Below are 22,354 nucleotides of genomic sequence, written 5' to 3' on the forward strand. Positions count from 1 at the left end.
CTGCTGCCCTGATTTCCGACCTTCATGGACAACCCAACCACCGGAAAGGACAAGCCAAGTGAGCGACATTCCCGGCGGGCCCATGGCCAACCGGCCGGTCCACTTCATCTGGCTGCTCGACTGCTCGTACTCGATGCAGGGCGAGAAGATCGCCAGACTCAACTACGCGATCAGGGAAGCGATTCCCGAGATGCGTTCGGTTGCCCACGACAACCCGGCCGCCCAACTGCTGCTGCGCACGATCACCTTCTCCACCACGGCCCAGTGGCACCATCCGACGCCGGTCCCGGTCGACGACTTCACCTGGCAGGACGTCGAGGTGGACGGCATGACCAACCTCGGCGAGGCACTCTCCCTGGTCTCGCGGGAGCTGCAGAGTCCGCCGATGCCGCAGCGGGCGCTGAAGCCGGTGCTGGCGCTGGTGTCGGACGGGGTGCCCACGGACGAATGGAAGGCGGGTCTCAAGGCGATCGACGCGACGCCGTGGGGCCGCAAGGCGGTACGGGTCGCCATCGCGATCGGCGCCGACGCGGACCGCTCGGTGCTCCAGGAGTTCCTCGGCAACCCGGAGTTGCAGCCGCTGGACGCCAACAGCCCCAAGCAGCTGGCGGCGGCGATCCGCTGGGCGTCGACGGCCGCGGTGAAGGCGGCCTCGCAGCAGGTGGCGGCCGCGGCGGATTCGGGCGCCGTGAAGCAGCCGTACGCGCCGCCGGTGCTCGACGACGATGACGACGACGTGTGGTGACGTTCGGGGTGCGGCGCTGGGAGACGCTCGGCGACAGCGTCCAGGGGGTCAACAAGCGGCACAACCAGGACTGGTACGCCTGCGAGGGCACCGGCGGCGGTGACGACCCGCTGGTGCTGGCGGTGGCCGACGGGCACGGCTCGGCCAGGCACGCCCGCAGCGGGCTCGGTGCACGGTTCGCCGTGGACCGGTTCCTGCTCCGGGCGGCCGAGTTCGGACGGGCCGCCCGTGGCTGCCATGAACCGGGGCGTCTGGCCCGGCTGATGGCGTACGCCCGGGACGACTTCCCGCGTGCGCTGGTGCACGACTGGCGGGAGGCCGCCCTGGGCCACTGGGCCAGGAACCGGTCGGTCGCCGACGAGGGCGCGCGGGAACCGGAGCAGGACGAGAAGCTCGTGCTGTACGGCACGACGCTGATCGGCGCGGTGCTCACGCCGTTGCTGTTCGTGGCGTGGCAGATCGGCGACGGGGATCTGGCGATCGTCGAGCACGACGGGGCGCTGCGCCGGCCACTGGCGCCCGTCGAGGAAGACCTCGGCGACGAGACGGAGTCGCTGTGCGGGCCGCAGGCCTGGCGTGCGGTGCGGACGCACTGGGCGCCGGTGTTCGACGAGGCGCGGACACCGCGGCTGGTGGTGCTGTCGACGGACGGACTGTCGAAGAGCTTCGCCTCTGCGGACGGGTACCGGGAGTTCGTGGCGGGCCTGGACGGGCGCCTGAGGGCCGAGGGCAGCGAAGGCGTGCGGGCCGTGCTGCCCGAGTGGCTGCGGCAGGCCTCCCAGTACTCCGGGGACGACACGACTCTGGCGGCGGCGCTGCGGCCCGTCGATCTGCTGCCCGAGGACGCCGGGGCCATGGAAACGGAACGGAAGACGGAGACGTAGAAGATGAGCGGCATGCTCGACAGCGGGACGCGGCTGGCTGCGGAGAACGGCGACGAGGTCGAGATCATCGACATGCTGGGGGCCGGCGGTCAGGGCGAGGTGTACCGGGTGCGGACGCCGGGCGGTGACAAGGCGCTCAAGTGGTACTACCCGACGTGCGCGACACCCGAACAGGAGGCGATCGTCAAGGAGCTGGTGAGCCGGGACTTCGACGACGACCGGTTCCTGTGGCCGGAGGCGTACGTCAGCGCGCACCGGGGTTCGTTCGGCTATCTGATGGCACTGCGCCCGGATCGCTTCAAGGGGCTGCCGGACCTCTTCCGGCGCCAACTGCGCACCACCACACGGGCGTTGCTGACGGCGTGCCTGTACACGGTGGAGGCGTACCAGGCGCTGCACTCGCGCGGCATCGCCTACCGGGACATCTCCTGGGGGAACGTCTTCTTCGACCCGGCCACCGGTGAGGTGCTGGTCTGCGACAACGACAACGCGGTCGTCGAGGGCGACGTCAGCGGCATCTCGGGGACGATGAAGTTCATGGCGCCGGAGCTGGTGCGCGCCGAGCCGGGTGCGCGGCCGGGCACGCAGTCCGATCTGCACTCACTGGCCGTACTGCTGTTCATGCTGCTGATGAACCATCACCCGCTTGAAGGAAAGCGAGAGTTGGGCATCCACTGCTTCGACGAGGCGGCGGAGAAGCGGCTGTACGGCAAGAGCCCGCTGTTCGTCTTCGACCCGGCGGACGACTCCAACGCGCCCGACCCGATGGAGCACACGACCGTGCTGGCGACGTGGGACGCGGCGGTGGGCACGCTCCAGGAGCTGTTCCGTCGCAGCTTCACGATCGGGCTGCACGATCCGGCGGCCCGGGTGCGGGAGACCGAGTGGCGCAACGTGCTGCGGTCGGTGCTGGACTCGGTGGTCGAGTGCGCGTCCTGCGGGCGGCAGAACATGACCGAGCCGGGCGAGAACCCGCCGTCGCGCGCCTGCTGGGGGTGCGGGACGCAGCTGGTGCTGCCGCCCCGGCTGACGGTGACCACGCCTCCGCCACGCGCCCAGCACCACATCCGGCTGCGCCGCGGGGCCCGCGTCCAGGCGCACCACCTGCTGCCGGAGCCGACGCGGCACGACTTCTCGGACGCTTCCCTCGTCGCGGAACTGGTCGAACACCCCAGCAAACCGGGCCGCTTCGGCATCAAGAACCACTCGAAGGACACCTGGACGGGCACCCGCTCCGACGGCACGGCCCAGCAGATCGGCCCCGGCCAGACGGTCCCCCTGCGCTCGGGCCTGGAGCTGGACCTCGGAAGCGGGGCGCGGGCGGTCGTACGGGCCAAGTGACCTGTCCGGTGCGCCCCGCATCCCGATGTGGGGCGCACCCCTCGTCACAGCCCGAGCACGCGCCCGATCTCCTGGGCCAGGGCCAGGCTGCCGCTGCCCGCCGCGACGCCGATGCCGATGGTCTCCAGGGCGGAGCGGATGCGGCCGCGGTCGGCGGGCCGGCTGTCCTGGCCGGCGTCGATCAGTTCGCCCTGGATGATCTGCGCCTGCGGGACGAGTGCCGGGTTGTCGGCGCGCAGCCGCTCGACGAGCTGTTCCGCGAGGCTCAGGACGGCGGCCGGGTCGGCACCGTTGTTGATCTCGATACGTCCGTGGTCGCCGATGTTGGCCGGGCCGTTGATGTTGCGGATGTTGTACGTGCTCATGTCCCGCCTCCTGTGATGCGCGCCGTTCAGGGCTTGGCCGGTGGCGTGCCGCCGCCCGGTTGCCCCGGCGGACCGCTCCCCTGCGGTCCGCCCGGATTGTTGATCTGACCGCCGGGGCCGATATTGCTCGGGCCGTTGACGTTGTTGATGTTGTAGGTCTGCGTGATGATCTGCTGCGCCTTGTCGAACGAGCTGGTGTCGATGTTGTGGTCCTTGAGGAACCGCTCGGTCGCCGTGAGCACGCCCTGCTGGAGCCGGTTGAGGAAGTCCGCCGCGTCGGCGAGCTCGTTGTGACCCGCGTGGTTCCAGTCGCCGTACCGTTCGCGCAGGCTGTCGGTGGCGCCGTAGTCGTAGACCGCGTGCTGCCTGGTGATGTCCCGGCGCACCTTCCTGAGGAACTTCGCGGAACGGCGCCGCTGCCGGCCTCGCTCCTTGATGCGCCCCGGAGCTCCGCTCAGCTCGGGCCACAGGCGCAGGGTCGCGTGTGCGACCAGGCTCCTCCAGCGGTCGAACGGGGCCACCGGCAGCCGCTCCACCCGGTGGAAGCGGGGGCCGAGCGGCGGAATCGCGTAGACGGCGACCTCCCAGCTCAGGCTGGGCCGGTTGAGTATGGCCCGCACATACATGGACACCACCATCCGTCCGCCCTCGCCGACCCGCTCCAGGCACAGATGGGTCCGCATCGCCGCGCCGGGCTGGTGCAGGCCCGCCTGGACGAGCTGCTTGGGGATCTGGGCCCGCGGTCGCCTGGTGCGGTCGGGCACCAGCTCCTGCAGCAGACAGGCGTGGCTGCCGAGGACGTAGAGCCGGTTCCTGGCGCGCAGCCCGTCCAGGCCGGAGATGCTCTCCATCTGGCGGGCCACATAGGTGTGGAGGTCGATGGCGTCGAAGGGCAGGATCGGCAGCGTGCCGCCGCCCGGTGCCTCGGCGGGCTTGCTGACGTCGATGGGCTGCCAGACGACGACCTTCCCGAGCTGGATATGCCCGCTGCCGACGAACGGCTTGTCGAGGGCGGCCGCGTCGACGTACGGCAGGACGTTGGCGCGTTTGAGCTCGTGCAGCCAGGCCTCCGCCTCGGGTTCCACGGGCGGGGCGAGCTCCTCGGCCTTCCCCTGGCCGCGGAACACCTGCTGCGCTGCGGCACGCGCCCGGGACTCCGCGTGGTGGACCAGCCACCAGGTGATCGCGAGGACGCCGAGCGCGCTGTAGAACCCGGACTGGACGACCGTTCCGTTGCCGCTGACCAGTCCCGACAGGAGCGCGAACACGGCGATGACCAACAGGGCGCCGAGCGCCGTCAGTCGGGCGTCGAGCGCGGCGCGGCGGCGTACGGCCACGCGCGTGTGCCGGGCGAGGGCCACCATGTTGACGCCGAGGGTCAGCCCGATCGCGTCCAGCCGGTCCCCGGTGAGGTCGCGGTCGACCTCGAAGGCGAAGTCGTCGTCCAGATGAGCCGACGCGCACATCCGCCGGGTGACCCCGTCCTTGCTGTACTGCGGCAACGACGGTAACCCTCTGCCTGCCACGGCGACCTGCCCTTCCTGCCGAACTCGCGCGCTTCACCATAGGGACAACACCCGCCATTTGTCCCGGAGTTCGGGCGAGTCACCCCCGGCGGTTCAGCTCGCCGCCCGGACCGCCTCGTCGGCCAGCCGCACCAACTCCCCCACCGGCATCGATCCCGCCGCCCGGCGCTCGCGCGCGAAGGTGCCGGCGAGGTGCTGGAGGAGTTCGTTCAGCGGGGTCGGTACGCCGTGCAGCCGGCCGAGCAGGGCGATCTCGCCGTTGAGGTAGTCGGCCTCGATGGTGCCGGTGCCGCGGATGAGGGACTGCCAGGAGGAGCCGCCGCCGCGCGGGGCGCCGTCGAGGGGCGCCTGGGCCACCTTGTCGCCCCGCACCGCCTGCTGTTCCTCGGCGCCCGCGTACGCGATCCCGGCGGCGCCGAGCACCGCCGCGCCCTCGGCCCGCACGCGCCGGAACAGCGCCGCGCCCTCCTCGCTGTCGACGGGGCCGGTCACCGCCTCCAGGGCGTTGCCGAGGTTGGCCAGCAGCTTGGCGTACTGCCAGCGGGCCACGTCCGCCACGACCGGCGCCTCGAAGTGCGACTTCTCCAGGTCGGCGGCGACGAGGCGGGCGGTCTCGTCGGTGCCGTGCGGGTGGCGGCCGAGATGCAGGATGCCGGTGAGGGGGCGGCCGGCGGCGGAGACGACGCCGGGTTCGACGTAGGTCGACGGCAGCCAGACGCACACGCCGTACGTGCGCCGGAAGAGCCGCAGGGCGAGGCGCTGGCTCTCGACGCCGTTCTGCGCGCAGAACAGCGGCAGTCGCTCGGCGGCCGTACCACCACCGGCGACCGGTACGGCTGCCCAGGTCTGCAGTGCCGCCGCGCTGTCCTGCGTCTTGACGGCGAGGACGAGCACGTCGTCGGGGCGCAACTCCCCGAGCGCGGCGGGCCCGTCGACGACCGGCAGCCGGTGGAGCAACTCGCCCTCGGGCACCCGGAGCCGCAGCCCACGGTCCCGCAGGGCCTCGAAGTGCGCGCCCCGCGCGACCAGTACGACCTCGTGTCCCGAGCCCGCGAGCCGCCCGCCGACGACACCGCCGATCGCCCCGGCACCGATGATGATGTAGCGCATGGGACGAGCCTCGCACAGTTGTATGTAGGCCCCATGAACGGGCCCTGTCCCTGCCCCAGGGAGGGACAGGGACAGGGCCCGTGATGGTGTGCGGGTCAGAGGCTGCGAGCGGTGATGTCGCCGTGGGAGGTGGTGGCACGGATGTCGAGTTCGGTCGTGCCGTCGCTCCTGAGGGCGTTGCTGACCCGGCCGTAGCCGGTGCCGGCGTCCAGGGCGGCGGAGACACCGGCGGCGGCACCGACCGAGATGTTCCCGGACTCGGTGCGGAGCACGACCGTGCCGCGCACGGCCTCGGTGATCCGGATGTCGCCCCTCGCTGTGCTGATCTCGGCGGGGCCGCCCAGCCGGCCGACCTCGACGTCGCCGTCGGTCGCGGTGAGGCGGAGGCTCGCGGCCTCGTCGATCTTGATCTGGCGGTACGCGCCCTCGAAGACGACGTCGCCGAGCCGTCCCACGCCGCGGAACTCGGCGGCGTCCGCCTTCGCCTCCACGCGGGAGCCGACGGGCAGTTGGACGGTCACCTCCACGGATCCGAAGGAGCCCAGGAGGTGGTTCTTCGCCTCCGGGGCCTCGACCCGCAGGACGCCGTCGGCGTAGGCGACCTCGATCCGCTCCGCGGCCTTCACGTCGCGACCCTTCGAGGCGTCCGCGGGCAGGACCTCGACGACTGTGTCGGCCCGGTCGGCGGCGATGAACCGGATACGTCCCGCGGGGATGGCGAGGACGGCGGAGACCGGGGCGGGGGTGTCGAACTTCTGCATCATGCTCTCCCGTTACTTGTCGTTTGCGATGACGGAAACGCTACGTTGCATTCATAGATCTGACAACAAAGTCGTTGCGCATGAATGCCATATACGCAGGTAGAGGAGAGAAAATCGTTGCAACGGCTTCCGAAGTAACGCAACGGAAGAACTCCGAATGTTGCAATGAATTAAGAGTGAACGCTACTCTGGGGCAGGCAAGGAACATCAGGGAGCACGAAGGAGACCGCGATGCCGGGAGGCAGACTCACCCAGCCCGAACGCCAGCAGATCGCGCTGGGGCTGGCCGACGGCCTCGCCTACGCGGAGATCGCCCGCCGTCTCGACCGCCCTACCTCGACGATCACGCGCGAGGTGATGCGCAACGGCGGCCCCACCGCCTACCGCGCCGAAGCGGCCCATCGCGCCACCGAACGCCGCGCCCACCGGCGCAGGCAGCCCGCCCCCCGAGGGGCCGAGGCGCCCGAGCAGGCCTACGGGCGCGACGCGGAGGCCGTGCGGGAGTACGAGGAGCTGTTCACCACCGTCATGGTGGCTTCGGGCATGCCCGCGATGATGGCCCGGGTGATGGCCTGCCTCACCCTCACCGACTCGGGCAGCCTCACCGCGTCCGAACTCGTCCAGCGCCTCCAGGTCAGCCCGGCGTCCGTCTCCAAGGCGATCGCGTTCCTGGAGAGCCAGAGCATGGTCCGCCGGGAACAGGGCGAACGCCGCCGCGAGCGCTATGTCATCGACGACGACGTCTGGTACCAGTCGATGCTGGCCAGCGCCCGCGCCATCGCCCACCTCGTCGAGACCGCACGGCAGGGCGTCCACGTCCTCGTCCCGGGCACGCCGGCCGCCACCCGCCTGGAGAACATCGCCCGCTTCCTCGACTTCGTCTCCGAGAGCACCGCCCGCGCCGCGGAACAGGCCCGCGAAATCCTCCGTACGAAACCCGAAACCCCCTCGGGCGGCGCTGCCGAGCCCTCAACGTGAGGTCCCGGGCGGGATCAGGAACCGGTAGTGAACGGCGTCCCTTGATGGAAGTACATCCGCCACCCGTCATCGGTGCGCCGCCACAGCGAACTGCGGTGCGCGTGCCCGCCGTCGTACACCGTGTCGAAGGTGAGGTGGACGACGTCGGGGGCGAGCCGGACGCCCTGGATCTCGGAGGTGACGACATAACGGTCCACCGGATCGGTGTCCGCGGGCAGGCGGGACATGGTCGACGCCCGGTCCCAGCGCCGTCCCGACGAGCCGAACTCGTGGAACTCCGGGTGCAGTAGCGACCCGAGCAGTTCGGGTGAGCGGCGGACTTCGGGGTCCATCAGCCTCAGCTCGCCCTCGATGGCGGCCTGCACGGCGGAATCGTGTTCAGTCACCTCTGATCACCTGTCATCTCCACGAGTTTCAGCACGGTGTTCCAGTTACGGCTCGTGGCGATCAAACCCTTGTTGAGCCTGGGCCGCGACAGGATTTCGCCGAGCTTGGAGCGGCCCAGGCCGTTCGGGGCGTACAGGTACAGCTCGCGGTCGCCGAGGTGGAACTCCTCCGGCAGGAAGGCGGTCCGGTCGATCTCCGCGAAGCGCTGGGCGTCTACCGGGGCCGAGAAGTAGGTGACATGGAGCTGCTTGGGCTCCAACTCGGCTGCAGGAAAAGGGCAGTTGTCGGCGACGGCCTTGAGGTAGGCGTGGTCGCGCACGATCACGTCCACGGCGAAGCCGAAGTGCTTCTCGATCGCCGACGCCAGTTCCGCGGCGAGGGATTCCTCGTCGCCGTGGCCGGCGGTGAAGACGGCCTGGCCGCTCTGGAGGTAGGTGCGTACGTCGCCGTAACCGATGCCGGTCATCAGGGTGCGCAGTTCGGCCATCGGGAGCTTTCTGCTGCCGCCCACATTGATGCCACGGAGCAGCGCCGCGTACGTCGTCGTCATCCCGTCAGCCTAGGGCCGTCGTCGTGCCCCGTGGGGGTGGGCACGACGACCGCCTGGCCCCGTAAGTTACTTACCGGTCAGCAAGAGCACAACCGCTTCCCCCTGATCACCGTCCCCGACACCACCGGACAGATGTAAGGGACCGGCATCCTCCCCAGTGGGGAGAGCCCGGGGTCCGGGGGGATGAGTTCCGGCCGCCGAGCTTCACCGGGGAGCACGACGAGATGCCCTTATCCGGCCCATACCTTCGAAACGAAAGGTGGTGGCAGGGGGCCGCCACCGCAGATCAAAGGGGCTAGCCCTCATGGTGAACGGAGATATGCGGGTCCGCGGCCTTGCCGCTCGGGCCGGCGGCTGGAGCGCCCGGCACCGATGGGCTGCCGTGGGCATCTGGGTGCTGTTCGTCGTCCTGGCGATGGGACTCGGCTCGGCGGCGGGCCGCGTCGACGTCAAGGACAGCGACCAGCTGAAGGGCGAGACACACACCGCGGCCAAGATCGTCGAGGACGCGGGCATCGAGGAGCCGGCCAGTGAGACCGTCCTGATTCAGTCCAGGGACGGCTCGCTCAAGGCCACGGACAGTCAGTTCCGGTCCGCCGTCACCGCGGTGGTGAAGGCCGTCGAGGGCACCGGCAAGGTCACGGACGTGACATCGCCGTACGACACACAGACGATCTCCAAGGACGGCCGCAGCGCGCTCGTGCAGTTCGACATGCGCGGCGAGTCGGACACCGCGGGCGAGCGGGTGGAGCCCGTGCTGAAGGCGGTCGAGGACGTCCAGAAGGATCACGGCTCGCTGCGGATCGAGGAGATCGGCGGCGCGAGCATGATGAAGACGTTCGACGACGCGTTCGGGGACGACTTCCAGAAGGCCGAGTACTCCGCGGTGCCGGTGGCCCTCGGCATTCTGCTCATCGCCTTCGGCGCGCTGGTGGCGGCCCTGCTGCCGGTGCTCCTGGCGATCACCGCGATCATGGCCACGATGGGCCTGATGGGCATCGTCAGCCATGTGATGCCGATGAGCGAGACGGCCAACTCCGTGATGCTGCTGGTCGGCCTGGCCGTCGGTGTCGACTACTGCCTGTTCTATCTGCGCCGTGAGCGCGAGGAGCGCGAGGCCGGCCGGGACGCCCAGACCGCCCTCAGGGTCGCCGCCGCCACCAGTGGCCGCGCGATCATCGTCTCCGGCGTCACGGTGTGCGTGGCGATGGCCGGCATGCTGTTCACCGGTCTCGCCGAGTTCGAGGCGATGGGCCTGGCCTCGCTGATGGTCGTGGCGGTCGCCATGGTCGGGTCGGTCACCGTGCTGCCCGCGGTGCTGTCGCTGCTCGGCGCGCGGGTCGAGAAGGGCAAGATTCCCTTCCTGCACCCGGAGAGCAAGCTCCGCCGCAAGCGGGGCGGCGCGAACCGCGAGAGCCGGTTCTGGACGGCCGTACTGAAGGGCGTGCTCGCACGGCCGGTCATCTCGGTCGTGGTCGCCGCCGGCGCGCTGCTCGCCATCGCGGCTCCCGCGGTCGGCATGAAGACGCAGAACCTCACGCTGGACCAGGAGTTCGGCGACTCGCTGCCCATCGTGCAGACGTACAACCGCCTCAACGAGGCCTTCCCCGGCGGCTCCGACCCGGCCGAGGTCGTCGTCAAGGCCGACGACATCAACGCTCCCGAGGTGACGTCCGCGCTCGCCGACTTCCGTGAGCGGGCGGTCAGTTCGGGCGCCTCGCGCGGCCCGGTGGAGATCAAGCTGCACGACGAGAAGAACATCGCCTTCGTGTACGTCCCGCTGGTCGGCGGCTCCGACCTCGACAAGGCGGGCGCCAGCCTGGACAAGCTGCGCGACGAGGTACGTCCGGCCACGCTCGGCAAGGTCGACGGCGTCGAAGCGCCGATCACCGGACAGGTCGCCGGTTCGAAGGACTTCAACGACCAGCTGGCCGGAGCGGTCGTCCCGGTCTTCGCCTTCGTCGTGGTCTTCGCCTTCGGTCTGATGCTGCTGTGCTTCCGCTCGCTGACGATCGCGATCACCTCGATCGTGCTGAACCTGCTGTCGGTGGGTGCGGCGTACGGCATCCTCGTCGCCGTCTTCCAGCACGGCTGGGGTGCGTCGCTGGTGGGTGCGGAGGGCGTCGGCGCCATCATCACCTGGCTGCCGCTGTTCCTCTTCGTGATCCTGTTCGGCCTGTCGATGGACTACCACGTGTTCGTGGTCTCCCGGATCCGCGAGGCACGGATGCGCGGCCGTACGACGAAGGACGCGATCCAGCACGGCGTGGTCACCACGGCCGGGGTCGTCACCAGTGCCGCGGTCATCATGGTCGCCGTGTTCGCGATCTTCGGCACCCTGTCCATGCAGTCCATGAAGCAGATGGGCGTCGGCCTCGCGGCCGCGGTGCTCATCGACGCGACCATCATCCGGGGCGTGCTGCTCCCGGCGGTCATGGCCCTGCTGGGCGAGCGCAACTGGTACTTCCCGAAGTGGCTGAACCGCCTGCCGGACCTGACGCACGACGAGGCGCCGGAGGCCGTGACGCGGGGGACGGCCCGGGAGGACGAGGGCGAGCGGGTGCCCGTCTGACCTGATCCGCCCGGCCAGGGCCCGTTGACTCCGGGGGAGTCAACGGGCCCTGCTCTTTCAGCTGTTCCCTTGCGCCTGCCGTACGACGGCCAGCTCCGCCTCGATCAGGTCGGCGGCCCGCCGGGTACCGCCCTCCTCGGCCATCTCCGCCTGGATGCCCTTCAGGATCCGGGCGACCTCGGAGTCGCCGACGAGGGCGAGGGCGGTATCCCGCAGCGCCTGGGCGGTGGCGTCCTCCGTGTCGATCCGGCGGGCCACGCCGAGCGCTTGGAGCATGTCCGCGTTGCCGAACTGGTCCACGGCCTGCGGTACGGCGATCATCGGGGTGGCCGTGGCCAGGCCCTCCTGGCTGCCGCCGGCGCCTGCGTGGGTGACGAACAGGTCTGCCTGCTGGAGAATCGCCAACTGCGGCACCCAGGAGCGCAACTCGACGTTCGGCGGCAGGTCACCCAGCTCGGCCGGCTCGACATGCCTGCCGATCTGGAGCACCAGGTGCCAGCCCGGCAGATCACCGAAGGCGCGGACGCACTCCCGGTAGAAGCCGGGCTGCTTGGTGAAGGACGACCCGAGGGAGACGAGTACGACCTTCTCGGCGCCGTCGGGCCGCTGCCAGCCGCCCTCGGCCGCCCGGTCGCCCTGGCAGGCGCCGACGAAGGTGTACACCGTCTCGTCGACGCGGTCGGCGTTGGGCTGGAGCGCCCGTGGGATGAGGACGAGCGAGCGATCGGGACGGCCGGCGAACGGATCCGGGTGCTGGGTGATGCCGTTCTCCTCCAGCCATGTGTGGAAGCGGCGGTAGTACGCCTGCCCGCGCGCGGTCTGTTTCGGCTCCGCCCACATCGGCTCCGCGACCTCCTCCTCGTAGCCCTCCCAGGCGACGAGGTTCGGCGAGAGCGAGACCGCGGGGACGCCCCAGCGGTGGGCGAGGACCCGCGCCGGGTACGAGGTGATGTCGTGCAGGACGAGGTCCGGCTCGTCCCCCTCGTACGCCTCGATCAGCTGCGGAAGGGCCTGGATCGCGTCGGCGAGGAACGGCTCGACGTTGTCCAGCAGGGTGCTGCCCCAGGCTTCGGGGTCGGCGTCCGGCCCGGGCAGCGTGGAGTTCCACAGCCGAGGCTCGGCGCCGGTCTCGGCGACCTTCTCGGCGAAGGCCGGCGGGATCGCGTACGTGACCCGGTGGCCGCGTGCCACGAGTTCGCGGATCACTTCGAGGCTGGGGTTCACGTGGCCGTGGGCGGCGATGGAGAACATGGCGATGTGAGCGGGGCGAGGGGTGTGAGCGGCACTGGTCATGACGTGGACGCTAGTCGAGACGATACGTCTCGTGCAACTTGAATTCATGGCGCCAGCACCTCGTGCAGGCTCAGCCACGCCGCTGGCGGCACCTCACCGACGAGAACCCGCACGTCGAGGCGCGCCGCGCGGAACGCCGCGTCGACCCGCCGCCTCGGGTGGGCCCGGCACAGCGACGCGTGCAGCGAGCCGCCGACTCCGGAGAAGCCCAGGTCGACCAGGCGCCGCCAGCTGTCGTACGCGACGGCGTCGACCAACGGTGTGCGGCGCCGCTCGATCCGTACGATCCCGGCGTCCACGCTCGGCACCGGCCGGAAACCGCGCCGCCCGACCCGGCCGACCAGCCGCCACTCGTGCCGGGGCCAGGTCAGGACCGTCAGCCGGGTCCAGCTGCCGTAGTCACCCGTGCGCTTGCGGGCGTACTCGAGCTGGGTGAGCAGTGTGGCGTCGGTGAGGGCGGGGGCCCGTAGGCACCAGTCGACGATGGCCGCGGTGCGGGAGAAGGGCACGTTCCCGGCGACGGAGAACGTCGTGCGCGGAGGCCGTGCGGTGAGGAAGTCCTCGCCGATGACCCGGACTTGGGGTGCGCCCGAGAAGCGCGACCGCAGGGCGTGGACGAGCCGTGGGTCGATCTCGTAGGCGAGGAGGCGCCGGCAGCGCGGGGCGAGCAGCTCGGTCAACGCGCCCTTTCCGGCGCCGACTTCGAGCAGCAGGGGTGCCTCGCGGCCGTGCGGTACGGCGAGCCGGGCGAGCTGTCCGGCGGCGGCGCGGTCGGCGAGGAAGTTCTGGGAGAGCGCGCGGGATACGCGGGTGGGGCGGGCCATGGCCTGCGGTCCTTGTCTTCCGTGGAGAGGGAGAAGGGCAGACGAAGGCCCTGACCGGAAGACAGGAGAAAGAGGGAGGAAGAGAAAGGGGTCCGCTGCGAATCAGCGGGCGCGACTCCCCGGACCGGTCAGGGCTCCGGGGCCGCGGCGCATCCGTACGGAGTGCGCGTAGCCCCGGCCGAGACCGGTGTTGATGATCGCGTTGTTCGCTGCCACGGACGGCAACCTAGGCGGGGCCGGGTGACGCGGACAACCGAATTACCCCTGCCCCGGGTCAGCGCTGGTAGCGCGCCAGCACCAGGTTGCCGTCGTCCTCCAGGCGTTCGCGCAGCTCGGCGAGGTCGATGGCCCCGCTGTAGTACTCCTGGAAGGCTGGTGTGGCGACCTTGTCCTTCCACTCCGGATAGCCCCGTACGGACTGTGCGGGGGCCGAGCGCAGATGCTCGGCGAGGGCGGTGCCGGTGGCCCAGTCGTTCTCGGCGGTGTGCAGGGCCGGGTCCCCCAGCGCCTCGGTGCCGGTCGGCAGCATCCAGTCCCCCAGCGCGAGCCGCACCATGTTCGCGGGCCGGAGCAGGAAGTCGATGAACTCGGCCGCCTCCCGCTGGTGCGGACTGTCCTCGGCGATGGACAGGGTCTGCGGGCTGACGCCCTGGGTGAGTCCTTCGGCGCCTGCCGGGGCGGGCAGCACCTGCCAGTCGAAGCCCTTCGGCGCCTGCTGCACGATCTGCTGGCGGTAGGAGAAGCCGAGCGGAACCATCGCGTACTTGCCGCCGAAGAAGCCGGGCAGGGTGTCCGAGCCGCCGCTGCCCAGGGTGGTGGGCGACGCGCTGTGATCGGTGTTGGCCTGGTCGTGGATCGTGCGTGGCACGACCTGGTCCCCCGTCCCGAACCGGATCGTCACCTTGCCGTCGGCGCCCCGGTGGAACAGTTGTCCGCCGGCCGACAGCGACACGTTGAGGGTGACGGAGACGGGCTCCTTGAGCGGCCAGGCGACGCCGTACTTGCCGTTACCGCTCAGCTCATCGGTGATCTTCCGGAACTCCGCCCAGCTCCAGGGGCGTTCCGGGGTCGGGATGCGTACGCCCGACTCCTTCAGCCACTTGGCGTTGGCGATGAGCACCCGCGGCTCCTGGAGGAAGGGCACGCCGTAGATCCCGTCCCCGAAGGTCGTCGTGTCCCAACTGTGCTGCGGGATGTCGGACTTGAGCCGCTGCGGCAGCAGGTCGGTCAGGTCCGCGAGATAGCCGCCGTACGCGAAGTCCGCGAGGTCGTCGGAGGCGTCGTGGATGATGTCCGGGGCCTCACCGCCCTCGAAGGAGGTGAGGAGCTGATCATGGACGCTGTCCCAACTGCCCTGGACGTACTCGACCTTGACGTCCGGATGGCTCGCGTTCCACTCCTTCACCAGCTCCTGGTTGACCTCGACCGACTCCTCCTGCCAGGCCAGGGACTGGAAGCGCAGGGTGATACGGCCGCCCGCGGTGTCACCGCCGCCGCCGCTGCATCCGGCGAGCAGCAGACCGAGGACGACCAGGGCCAACAGCAGCTTCCTACGCATCAGCTCTTCACCGCCCCGGCGAGCATGCCGCCCGTGATCCGCCGCTGGATGACCGCGAACACCACCAGCGAGGGCAGCGTCGCGAGGAACGCGGCGGCGGCCAGCGGGCCGAGGTCCGCGACGCCCTCCGCGCCGATGAAGTGGGTGAGGACGACCGGCAGGGTCTGTTTCTCCGGGGTCTTCAGCAGGACGAGCGCGAAGAAGAACTCGTTCCACGCCGTGACGAACGCGAACAGCGCCGTCGCCACGATCCCCGGCGCCAGCAGCGGCGCGGTCACCGACACCAGCGTCCGCACCCGCCCGGCCCCGTCGACGGCCGCGGCCTCCTCCAACTCGGGCGGAACCGCCCGCACATACCCCACGAGCATCCACAGCGCGAACGGCAGCGCCCACACCACGTACACCATGATCAGCCCCGGCATCGAGTTGATCAGCCGCAGGTTCTTCAGCACCAGGAACAGCGGGATGATCACCAGCACCAGCGGGAACGCCTGGCTGACGACCACCCACCCGGTCGCCGCGCGCGCGAGCCGGGTGCGGTGGCGGGCCATGACGTATGCCATCGGGGTCGCGAGGAGTACGGCGATCAGGGCGGCGCCGAGCGCGGCGATCAGGGAGTTGAGGGCCGCGTGCAGCAGGGGCTGTTCGTCGAAGGCCTGGCGGAAGTTGGCGAGGGTGGGGTCCTTCGGGATCCAGGTGGGGTGCAGGCTGCCCAGCTCGCGGGGCGGTTTGAAGGCGGTGGAGATCAGCCAGAGGAAGGGGAAGACGAGGAAGAGGAGGTAGGCGAGCAGGACGACGTACTGTCCGGCGCGGCCGGTTCGACTGGTCCTCACGCCTCGTCACCTCCCCGGAGTCGTCCGACGAGGAAGAGGGCGAGGAGTATCGAGATCACCGCGACCATCACGCATCCCATCGCCGCCGCGTAGCCGAACTGCCCGTAGCGGAAGGCCTCTTCGTATGCGAAGAGCATCGGCAGGCGGGTGCGGCCGCCGGGGCCGCCGCTGGTGAGGACGTAGACCAGGGCGAAGGAGTTGAAGTTCCAGATCAGGTTGAGTGCCGTGATGGAGAGGGCGACGGGCCGGAGCGCGGGCCAGGTGACCGTGCGGAAGCGGCGCCAGGCGCCGGCGCCGTCCACGGCCGCCGCCTCGTGCAGTTCGCGCGGGGTGTTCTGCAGGCCGGCGAGCAGGGCAACCGTCGTGGTCGGCATGCCCGCCCAGATTCCTACGACGATGACGGCGGGCAGCGCGGTGCCGAGCCCGCTGAGCCAGTCGCGGCCGTCGCCGAGGCCCAGGTCGCGGAGGGTCTCGTTGAGGATGCCCGCGTCGGGGTTGTAGACCAGCCGCCACATGACGCCGACGACGACCTCGGGCATGGCCCACGGGACGATCGCGAGGGCGCGGGCCAGCCAGCGCAGCCGCAGGTCCTGGCTGAGGAGGAGGGCGAGGCCGAGCGCCAGCAGGAACTGCGGCACGGTGACGCCGACGGCCCAGACCAGGCCGATCCGGAACGACTCCCAGAACAGCGTGTCCTGCAGCAGATCCCGGAAGTTGAGACCGCCGATCCACTGCGTGGGCTCGGTCCGCCCGGACTGCGCGTCGGTGAAGGACAGCATGACGCCGTAGAGCAGCGGACCGACGCTCAGGATCAGGATGGGGATCAGCGCGGGCAGGACGAGAAACCAGGCGCCGTGATCCGTGACGCGCCGCGGTGCCTTGCCGCTGGGCGCACCTCTCACCGGTCTCTGCGCCTCGGTCACCGACGTCACTGAATCAGCCCCTCTGCGCGGCTCGGGTGGGCCCGGTCATGGTCGTGAAGGCGCTATGCCCCGTCAAGACCGCGCGCACGCGGTCCGACCTGTGGAAATGCGAGACTGATCGCCGATGGCGGGAATCCGACGCCGTTCATGGAGGCGTACGACCACTCGGAGGCGGACGATGGACGAGGCACGGGCGCGGGACGTACTGGCCGCGGCGGGAGTACTTCCGGCCCCGGCACGGGACGCACGGCTGCTCGCCCTCGGCGAGAACGCGGTGTTCGCCGCCGGTGACCTGGTCGTCAAGGTGGGGCGCGACGCCGAACTCCTCGACCGGGCGCGGCGCGAACTGGCCATCGCGGTGTGGCTGGCCGAGGCGGGCGTGCCCGCGGTGCGGGCGGCCGAGTCCAAGGCGCTGCTGGTGGAGGGGCACCCGGTGACCGTGTGGCACCGGCTGCCGGATCCGGTACGGCCCGCCGAGCCACGGGATTTGGCCGAACTGCTACGGGTCGTGCACGCCCTTCCCGCACCCTCCTTCGATCTGCCTCCGCGTGAGTTGCTGGGTGGCGTGGAGCGGTGGCTGCGGTTGGCCGGCGAGGCGATCGAGCCGGCGGACGCGGCGTACCTGCGTGAGCGGCGGGACGGTTTCGCGGCGGCTGCGGCGGGGCTGACGCCTCGTCTGGCGCCGGGTCCGATCCATGGGGACGCGCTGCCGCGCAATGTGCATGTGGGGGCGGACGGGCCGGTGCTGGTGGATCTGGAGACGTTCTCGGCCGACCTGCGCGAGCACGACCTGGTGGTGATGGCACTCTCGCGGGACCGGTACGGGGTGCCTGCGGCGGCTTACGAGTCCTTTGTCGCGACCTATGGCTGGGATGTACGGGAGTGGGAGGGGTGTTGGGTACTGCGCGGGGCACGGGAGACGGCCAGTTGTGCGTGGGTGGCCCAGCATGCGCCGAGCAATCCGAAGGCGTTGGTGGAGTTCGAGCGGCGGGTGGCGTCTTTGCGGGACGGGGACGAGACGGTGCGGTGGTATCCGTTCTGACGCCTACTGTCCAGGAGACTCGTCGTTGCACTGGACAGTCCGCGCTGCGTGGCGCAGTTCGGTCAGGACCGTGCGGACGGCTGCTCTTGCCGTTCGTTCGGGGCGGTAGAGGGCGTCGATATGGCGTCGCGCCTGCACCCCGCTGAGCGGTCTCAGGACGAGTGCCGGATGCGGGCGCATCGTCCAGCGAGGCATCAGGGCGATCCCGCCACCGGCCGCCACGACCTCCGCCACCACCGCGAACTCGTTGATGCGGTGGGCCAGATGGAGGCGCCGGCCCGCGGCTGCGGCGATGGCCTCGATGACCGCGAGGACGGGGAAGCCGTCGTGCACGGTGATCCAGGGCTCGTCGGCCAGGTCGCGTGGGGTGACGCGACGCTTGGCGGCCAGGGGGTGGTCGGCGGGCATGGCCACGTCCAGCGGTTCGCGCAGGAGCGTCGTCGCGGCCACCGTGTTCGGCCAGGGCGGGGCATGGTCCAGGCGGTGGGCGAGGACGATGTCGTACTCCCGGGTGAGCCGGGGGAAGTCCTCCTGCGGTACGTCCTCGTCGACCAGCCTCGGCACCGGTCTGCCCGGGCCGGCCAGCGCTCGCAGGAGGAGGGGGAAGAACGCGGTGCCCGCGCTGTGGAACGCCGCCACCGACACCTCCCCCTCCGGTCGCTCGACGAACTCCTCGACCGCGTGCCTCGCCCGTGCGAGCGCCGTCTCCACCTCGACGGCCGCGCCCGCCAGCGCCTGCCCGGCGTCGGTGAGCACCAGACGGCGCCCCTGGCGCTCGGTGAGCGGCACCGGGATCGCCCGCTGCAGCAGCCGCAGCTGCTGGGAGATCGCCGACGGCGTCACCAGCAGCGCCTCGGCGACCGCCGTGACACTGCCCAGTTCGCCGAGCTCCCGCAGGATCCGCAGCTGCCGTTCGTCCATGGCCTCAGTCTAGGGACGATGTAGTGCCGCTAAATGATCGTTTTAGAAAGTGGTACTGGGCTTCAGGGTCACCGCCGGTGCACCGTAGGCGCGTGTCCGATGTTCGCCGTACCGATGCGGTACTCCTCCTGGTCGCGCTCGTCTGGGGTTCCAGCTACCTGTCCGCCCAGACGGCCACTGCCGCGCTCCCCGTCCTGCTGGTGCTGTTCGCCCGCTACGCCCTCTCGGCAGCCGCCTGTCTCGGTGTCGTCGCCGCACGGCGGGGCGGGGCGCGCCCGTGGACGCGGGACGAGCTGCGCGCCGGTGTGCCTCTGGGGGTGACCCAGGCCGCGGTCCTGGTCGTGGAGACGTACGGCGTCGCCCACACCAGCGCCGCCAACGCCGGACTCATCATCAGCCTGACCATCGTCCTCACCCCGCTCCTCGACCGCGGCGGCCGCCGCGGCGCGCTGCCGGTCCCCTTCCTCGCCGCGACCGGGCTGTGCGTGCTCGCCGTCGGACTGCTGATGTCCGGCAACGGCTTCCATGCCCTCCGCCTCGGCGACCTGCTGATGCTCGGCGCCGCGCTGATCCGGGCCGTGCATGTCGTGCTGGTCGGCCGCCTCACCGTGGGACGGGCGATCCGCCCGCTGCAGCTGACGACCGTGCAGACCCTCGTCGGCACGGCCCTGTTCCTGCCGGCAACCGCCCTCGACCTGCCGACGCTGGCCCACGCGGACCCGGCGACCTGGGCCCAGCTCGTCTATCTCGCCCTGTTCTGCAGCGTGTTCGCCTTCCTCGCCCAGACCTGGGCCGTACAGCGCACCTCGGCCAGCCGGGCCAGCCTGCTGCTGGGCACCGAACCGGTCTGGGCCGTAGCGGTGGGCATCGTCCTCGGCGGCGAGCACCTCACCCCGCTCACCGGACTCGGCGCGGCCCTGATGGTCGCCGGCACGTACTGGGGGCAGGCCGTGGAACGGGCGCACCGGAACGCACCGGACCCCCTGCTCCCCCCGGCCCACGCCCTCGACAAGGAACCGGAATGCCCGACAGCACATACGACACCTACGACCGTCTGATCTCCCTGCTCGACTCCTCCTCGATCGACTACCGCCTCATCGACCACGAGCCCGAAGGCAGCACCGAGGCCGTGTGTGCCCTGCGCGGGCACCCGGCCGCCGAGGCCGCGAAGTGCATCGTGCTGCGGGTGAAGGTGGACCGGCGCACGACACGTCACGTCCTCGCGGTCGTCCCCGGTGACCGACGGGTGGACCTGGACGCCGTCCGGACGCTGTTCGCCGCGCGCTACGTCGGCTTCAGCGACGCGGAGACCGCCGAGCGACTGGCCCGCGCCGTCCCTGGCACGGTCCTGCCGTTCAGCTTCGACCCCGACCTGGAACTCCTCGCCGACCCGGACGTCGTGGCACAGCCGAAGCTGTACTTCAACGCGGCCCGGCTGGACCGCTCGCTCCTCATCTCGGGCGCCGACTACGAGCGGTTGGCCAAGCCGCGGATCGAGCGCGTCGCGGGACCCGCGGAGGTGTGAGGGAGGACGCCGTGAGGGCTCGGAGCGCTGCGGCCGCCGGGCCCCGCACCGGCGTATGGGACTCGGCCGCAACCGGAACCCGGCTGCCCGTCGGCCCTCAGACCGCCTCCCCGGCCACCCTCTCCCCCGTCGGCTCCCGCAGCGGCCACATCCCGTCGACCACCGCCGTCGTGTCGCCCTTGCGGCGCAGGAAGTTCTGGAAGTCCGCCGCCCACTCGGCGTACCACTCGATCTGGCTGCGGTGCAGCTCCGCCGGGCCGAGGGCCGCGATCTTGGGGTGGCGGGTCGCTATCGCGCAGGCCAGGCGGGCTGCGGCGAGGGCGTCGGCGGAGGCGTCATGGGCGGAGTCGAGGGCGATGCCGTACTCCCGGCAGACCGCTTCGAGGTTCCGCTTGCCGCGGCGGTAGCGGTCGGCCCAGCGGTCGATGGTGTACGGGTCGATGACCGGGGCGGGGTCCAAGCCGCCCAGGCGGTCGCGCAGGGACGGCAGTCCGTGCCGCCGCAGTTCGGCGGAGAGCAGGCTCAGGTCGAAGGCCGCGTTGTAGGCGACGACCGGCACGCCCGTCTTCCAGTAGGTGACCAGGACGTCCGCGATGGCGTCCGCCACCTGGTCGGCCGGGCGGCCCTCGGCAGCCGCGCGCTCGTTGCTGATGCCGTGGACCGCGACCGCGTCCGCCGGGATCTCGACGCCCGGATCCGCCAGCCACTCCTTGTGCCCGAGGGGCTGCCCGTCCCTGACCTCGATCACGGCACCTGTGACGATGCGCGCCTCGCGCGGATCGGTTCCCGTCGTCTCCAGGTCGAAGCCGATCAGCAGCTCCTGGTGCCAGCCCATGGGCGGTCCCCCTTCTCTGTGGTGCTTTCCCCCAGTGGTCTCCACCCTCCCATGCGCCACTGACAATCAGAGGACCGCATTCCGCTTCCGCGGCCGAACGGACTCCCCGGCGGGACAGTTCAGGACACGGGTCGCGAATCCGCCCACATGAGCTCGAACTCCTCGCGATATGTCGGGAAGAGCCCGCTCTCGTCGATCTCGTCCGACTTGACCACCCGGCTGCCGTTGCGCAGCACCAGCACCGGCGCCTCCAGGCCTCGCGTCCGCCGCAGATAACTCTGCACGACCGCGATGCCGTCGGAGCCGTCGCCGTCCACGAGGTAGGCCGTGAAGCGGGGCGTCTCGTCGAAGACCTGGATCTCGAAGGCGCCCGGGTCCCGCAGCCGGGACCGCACCCGACGCATGTGCAGGATGTTCATCTCGACCGCGCGGCTCAGCTCGCCCCGCTTGATGCCCAGTTCGCGTTCGCGCCGCTTGACGGCGCTGGAGGCCGGGTTCAGGAACAGCAGCCGCACCCGGCAGCCGGACTCGGCGAGGCGGACCAGGCGCCGCCCGGAGAAGTTCTGCACGAGCAGGTTGAGACCGATGCCGATGGCGTCGAGCCGGCGCGCGCCGCCGAAGATGTCCTCGGCCGGGAACTGGCGCAACAGCCGCACCCGGTCGGGGTGCACGGCGACCACGTCGGCGTACCGGTCGCCGACCAGGTCCTCGACCGCGTCGATGGGCAGCCGGCGCGCCGACGGCACGTCGCCGCTCGAACCCAGGATCTCCAGCAGGCGGGCCGAGGCCCGCTCCGCCTGGTTCAGGACCGCCTCGGACAGGGCCCGGTTGCGCGAGACGACGTTCCGGGTCACTTCGAGCTCGTCCAGCACGAGTTCGACGTCCCGTCGGTCGTCGATGTACGGCTCGAAGCACGGCCAGTGCTGCACCATCAGCTCGCGCAACTGCGGCAGCGTGAGGAAGCTCAGGACGTTGTCGTCGGCCGGGTCGAGCAGGTAGCCCTTGCGGCGGCTGACCTCGCGGACGGCGACCGCGCGCTGCACCCACTCCTGGCCGGCCGGTCCGGCCGCCGCCACGACCCAGTCGTCGCCGTGGACGGGTTCGTAGATGGGACGCAGAACAGCGGCCACGACAGCACGCAGCCGCTGTTCGACGAGGTTCAGCCAGATGTAGGCCCGGCCGGCTCGCTGGGCGCGCGTACGCACCTCGCGCCAGGCGTCGGTGTCCCAGTCCAGCTCCGGGCCGATGGAGCTGGTCTCCATCGGCCTGGCCAGGGACACCGTGCCGGGCGGGACCTCTGTGGAGTTCCCCTCGTGACCCTCGTCACCAGGGGGCAACTCCAGCCCTCCCGAGCCCACCCGCGCACCGCCTTCCGCTCCCC

At 70.9% G+C, this 22,354-nt stretch carries 22 protein-coding genes; 8 read left to right on the forward strand and 14 right to left on the reverse strand.

All coding sequences use genetic code 11. The features are described 5' to 3' along the window. Positions 1 to 82: 82 nt before the first annotated feature. The 3 genes from BLU79_RS38430 to BLU79_RS38440 are packed head-to-tail and all read left to right on the forward strand — an operon-like array spanning position 83 to position 2,970. Positions 83 to 745: a vWA domain-containing protein gene (locus BLU79_RS38430; protein WP_093910653.1), complete on the forward strand. Its 663-nt coding sequence runs from the start codon at positions 83 to 85 to the stop codon at positions 743 to 745. Further along, the gene (locus BLU79_RS38435) at positions 739 to 1,629 is read left to right on the forward strand and encodes a protein phosphatase 2C domain-containing protein (RefSeq protein ID WP_093910654.1); all 891 of its coding nucleotides are present in this window, start codon (positions 739 to 741) and stop codon (positions 1,627 to 1,629) included. The genes BLU79_RS38430 and BLU79_RS38435 overlap by 7 nt, the downstream gene beginning before the upstream one ends. 3 nt (positions 1,630 to 1,632) lie before the next feature. Then, entirely contained in the window at positions 1,633 to 2,970 is a 1,338-nt protein-coding gene (locus BLU79_RS38440) for a protein kinase domain-containing protein (RefSeq protein WP_093910655.1), read from the forward strand. A gap of 44 nt (positions 2,971 to 3,014) precedes the next feature. On the opposite strand, the gene BLU79_RS38445 is transcribed toward BLU79_RS38440, so the two are convergent. From BLU79_RS38445 to BLU79_RS38460, 4 genes are all read right to left on the reverse strand, one after another. Then, positions 3,015 to 3,335: a hypothetical protein gene (locus BLU79_RS38445; protein WP_093910656.1), complete on the reverse strand. Its 321-nt coding sequence runs from the start codon at positions 3,333 to 3,335 to the stop codon at positions 3,015 to 3,017. 26 nt (positions 3,336 to 3,361) lie between these two features. After that, a complete protein-coding gene (locus tag BLU79_RS38450) occupies positions 3,362 to 4,837 on the reverse strand; it encodes a hypothetical protein (RefSeq protein ID WP_093910657.1) in 1,476 nt (491 codons plus the stop codon). Positions 4,838 to 4,954: 117 nt separating this feature from the next. Next, positions 4,955 to 5,971: a ketopantoate reductase family protein gene (locus BLU79_RS38455; protein WP_093910658.1), complete on the reverse strand. Its 1,017-nt coding sequence runs from the start codon at positions 5,969 to 5,971 to the stop codon at positions 4,955 to 4,957. Between the two features lie 95 nt (positions 5,972 to 6,066). Continuing rightward, a complete protein-coding gene (locus BLU79_RS38460; protein ID WP_093910741.1) occupies positions 6,067 to 6,732 on the reverse strand; it encodes a DUF4097 family beta strand repeat-containing protein in 666 nt (221 codons plus the stop codon). Positions 6,733 to 6,963: 231 nt separating this feature from the next. Between BLU79_RS38460 and BLU79_RS38465 the strand changes: the two genes are divergently transcribed. Continuing rightward, complete coding sequence (locus BLU79_RS38465; protein ID WP_093910659.1) at positions 6,964 to 7,710, forward strand: GbsR/MarR family transcriptional regulator; 747 nt, start codon at positions 6,964 to 6,966, stop codon at positions 7,708 to 7,710. A 14-nt stretch (positions 7,711 to 7,724) separates the two neighbouring features. Here BLU79_RS38465 and BLU79_RS38470 read toward each other — a convergent pair whose 3' ends face one another. Both BLU79_RS38470 and BLU79_RS38475 read right to left on the reverse strand, forming a co-directional pair. Next, positions 7,725 to 8,096, reverse strand: coding sequence for a nuclear transport factor 2 family protein (locus BLU79_RS38470; protein WP_093910660.1), 372 nt, complete (start codon positions 8,094 to 8,096; stop codon positions 7,725 to 7,727). After that, a complete protein-coding gene (locus tag BLU79_RS38475; protein WP_093910661.1) occupies positions 8,093 to 8,647 on the reverse strand; it encodes a DUF1697 domain-containing protein in 555 nt (184 codons plus the stop codon). The genes BLU79_RS38470 and BLU79_RS38475 overlap by 4 nt, the downstream gene beginning before the upstream one ends. Before the next feature lie 304 nt (positions 8,648 to 8,951). Here BLU79_RS38475 and BLU79_RS38480 point away from each other — a divergent pair, with 304 nt between their 5' ends. Then, positions 8,952 to 11,219, forward strand: a complete 2,268-nt coding sequence (locus BLU79_RS38480; protein WP_093910662.1) for an MMPL family transporter — start codon at positions 8,952 to 8,954, stop codon at positions 11,217 to 11,219. Positions 11,220 to 11,276: 57 nt separating this feature from the next. Here BLU79_RS38480 and mgt read toward each other — a convergent pair whose 3' ends face one another. The 5 genes from mgt to BLU79_RS38505 all read right to left on the reverse strand — a co-directional run bounded on the left by mgt (position 11,277) and on the right by BLU79_RS38505 (position 16,659). Beyond that, on the reverse strand, positions 11,277 to 12,512 hold the full coding sequence (gene mgt, locus BLU79_RS38485) for a macrolide-inactivating glycosyltransferase (RefSeq protein ID WP_093910663.1): 1,236 nt from the start codon (positions 12,510 to 12,512) through the stop codon (positions 11,277 to 11,279). A 44-nt stretch (positions 12,513 to 12,556) separates the two neighbouring features. Continuing rightward, positions 12,557 to 13,336, reverse strand: a complete 780-nt coding sequence (erm, locus tag BLU79_RS38490; protein ID WP_093910664.1) for an ErmE/ErmH/ErmO/ErmR family 23S rRNA (adenine(2058)-N(6))-methyltransferase — start codon at positions 13,334 to 13,336, stop codon at positions 12,557 to 12,559. 274 nt (positions 13,337 to 13,610) lie between these two features. Further along, positions 13,611 to 14,894: an ABC transporter substrate-binding protein gene (locus BLU79_RS38495; RefSeq protein ID WP_093910665.1), complete on the reverse strand. Its 1,284-nt coding sequence runs from the start codon at positions 14,892 to 14,894 to the stop codon at positions 13,611 to 13,613. Next, entirely contained in the window at positions 14,894 to 15,727 is an 834-nt protein-coding gene (locus BLU79_RS38500; protein WP_093910666.1) for a carbohydrate ABC transporter permease, read from the reverse strand. The genes BLU79_RS38495 and BLU79_RS38500 overlap by 1 nt, the downstream gene beginning before the upstream one ends. Beyond that, positions 15,724 to 16,659, reverse strand: a complete 936-nt coding sequence (locus tag BLU79_RS38505) for a carbohydrate ABC transporter permease (RefSeq protein WP_093910667.1) — start codon at positions 16,657 to 16,659, stop codon at positions 15,724 to 15,726. The genes BLU79_RS38500 and BLU79_RS38505 overlap by 4 nt, the downstream gene beginning before the upstream one ends. Positions 16,660 to 16,828: 169 nt before the next feature. Here BLU79_RS38505 and BLU79_RS38510 point away from each other — a divergent pair, with 169 nt between their 5' ends. Then, positions 16,829 to 17,692: a phosphotransferase enzyme family protein gene (locus BLU79_RS38510; RefSeq protein WP_093910668.1), complete on the forward strand. Its 864-nt coding sequence runs from the start codon at positions 16,829 to 16,831 to the stop codon at positions 17,690 to 17,692. Positions 17,693 to 17,695: 3 nt separating this feature from the next. Here the strand turns inward: BLU79_RS38510 and BLU79_RS38515 are convergent, their stop codons facing one another. Further along, the gene (locus tag BLU79_RS38515) at positions 17,696 to 18,613 is read right to left on the reverse strand and encodes a LysR family transcriptional regulator (protein WP_093910669.1); all 918 of its coding nucleotides are present in this window, start codon (positions 18,611 to 18,613) and stop codon (positions 17,696 to 17,698) included. A 92-nt stretch (positions 18,614 to 18,705) separates the two neighbouring features. Here BLU79_RS38515 and BLU79_RS38520 point away from each other — a divergent pair, with 92 nt between their 5' ends. Then, positions 18,706 to 19,671: a DMT family transporter gene (locus BLU79_RS38520; protein ID WP_093910670.1), complete on the forward strand. Its 966-nt coding sequence runs from the start codon at positions 18,706 to 18,708 to the stop codon at positions 19,669 to 19,671. Continuing rightward, positions 19,635 to 20,138, forward strand: a complete 504-nt coding sequence (locus BLU79_RS38525) for a YbaK/EbsC family protein (protein ID WP_093910671.1) — start codon at positions 19,635 to 19,637, stop codon at positions 20,136 to 20,138. The genes BLU79_RS38520 and BLU79_RS38525 overlap by 37 nt, the downstream gene beginning before the upstream one ends. A 97-nt stretch (positions 20,139 to 20,235) precedes the next feature. Here the strand turns inward: BLU79_RS38525 and BLU79_RS38530 are convergent, their stop codons facing one another. Continuing rightward, positions 20,236 to 20,973, reverse strand: coding sequence for a 3'-5' exonuclease (locus tag BLU79_RS38530; RefSeq protein WP_093910672.1), 738 nt, complete (start codon positions 20,971 to 20,973; stop codon positions 20,236 to 20,238). A 119-nt stretch (positions 20,974 to 21,092) separates the two neighbouring features. Next, the gene (locus BLU79_RS38535; RefSeq protein ID WP_093910673.1) at positions 21,093 to 22,331 is read right to left on the reverse strand and encodes an SAV2148 family HEPN domain-containing protein; all 1,239 of its coding nucleotides are present in this window, start codon (positions 22,329 to 22,331) and stop codon (positions 21,093 to 21,095) included. Between the last annotated feature and the right edge of the window lie 23 nt (positions 22,332 to 22,354).

Origin of the sequence: Streptomyces sp. cf386 (assembly GCF_900103585.1) — a bacterium.
Taxonomy (GTDB): domain Bacteria; phylum Actinomycetota; class Actinomycetes; order Streptomycetales; family Streptomycetaceae; genus Streptomyces.

Excerpts from the sequence above, each read along its gene's own strand:
- BLU79_RS38430 (WP_093910653.1), top strand. The coding sequence starts at position 83 with ATGGCCAACCGGCCGGTCCACTTCATCTGGCTGCTCGACTGCTCGTAC.
- BLU79_RS38440 (WP_093910655.1), top strand. The coding sequence starts at position 1,633 with ATGAGCGGCATGCTCGACAGCGGGACGCGGCTGGCTGCGGAGAACGGC.
- BLU79_RS38445 (WP_093910656.1), bottom strand. The coding sequence starts at position 3,335 with ATGAGCACGTACAACATCCGCAACATCAACGGCCCGGCCAACATCGGC.
- BLU79_RS38455 (WP_093910658.1), bottom strand. The coding sequence starts at position 5,971 with ATGCGCTACATCATCATCGGTGCCGGGGCGATCGGCGGTGTCGTCGGC.
- BLU79_RS38460 (WP_093910741.1), bottom strand. The coding sequence starts at position 6,732 with ATGCAGAAGTTCGACACCCCCGCCCCGGTCTCCGCCGTCCTCGCCATC.
- BLU79_RS38465 (WP_093910659.1), top strand. The coding sequence starts at position 6,964 with ATGCCGGGAGGCAGACTCACCCAGCCCGAACGCCAGCAGATCGCGCTG.
- BLU79_RS38475 (WP_093910661.1), bottom strand. The coding sequence starts at position 8,647 with ATGACGACGACGTACGCGGCGCTGCTCCGTGGCATCAATGTGGGCGGC.
- BLU79_RS38480 (WP_093910662.1), top strand. The coding sequence starts at position 8,952 with ATGGTGAACGGAGATATGCGGGTCCGCGGCCTTGCCGCTCGGGCCGGC.
- mgt (WP_093910663.1), bottom strand. The coding sequence starts at position 12,512 with ATGACCAGTGCCGCTCACACCCCTCGCCCCGCTCACATCGCCATGTTC.
- erm (WP_093910664.1), bottom strand. The coding sequence starts at position 13,336 with ATGGCCCGCCCCACCCGCGTATCCCGCGCGCTCTCCCAGAACTTCCTC.
- BLU79_RS38495 (WP_093910665.1), bottom strand. The coding sequence starts at position 14,894 with ATGCGTAGGAAGCTGCTGTTGGCCCTGGTCGTCCTCGGTCTGCTGCTC.
- BLU79_RS38510 (WP_093910668.1), top strand. The coding sequence starts at position 16,829 with ATGGACGAGGCACGGGCGCGGGACGTACTGGCCGCGGCGGGAGTACTT.
- BLU79_RS38515 (WP_093910669.1), bottom strand. The coding sequence starts at position 18,613 with ATGGACGAACGGCAGCTGCGGATCCTGCGGGAGCTCGGCGAACTGGGC.
- BLU79_RS38525 (WP_093910671.1), top strand. The coding sequence starts at position 19,635 with ATGCCCGACAGCACATACGACACCTACGACCGTCTGATCTCCCTGCTC.
- BLU79_RS38530 (WP_093910672.1), bottom strand. The coding sequence starts at position 20,973 with ATGGGCTGGCACCAGGAGCTGCTGATCGGCTTCGACCTGGAGACGACG.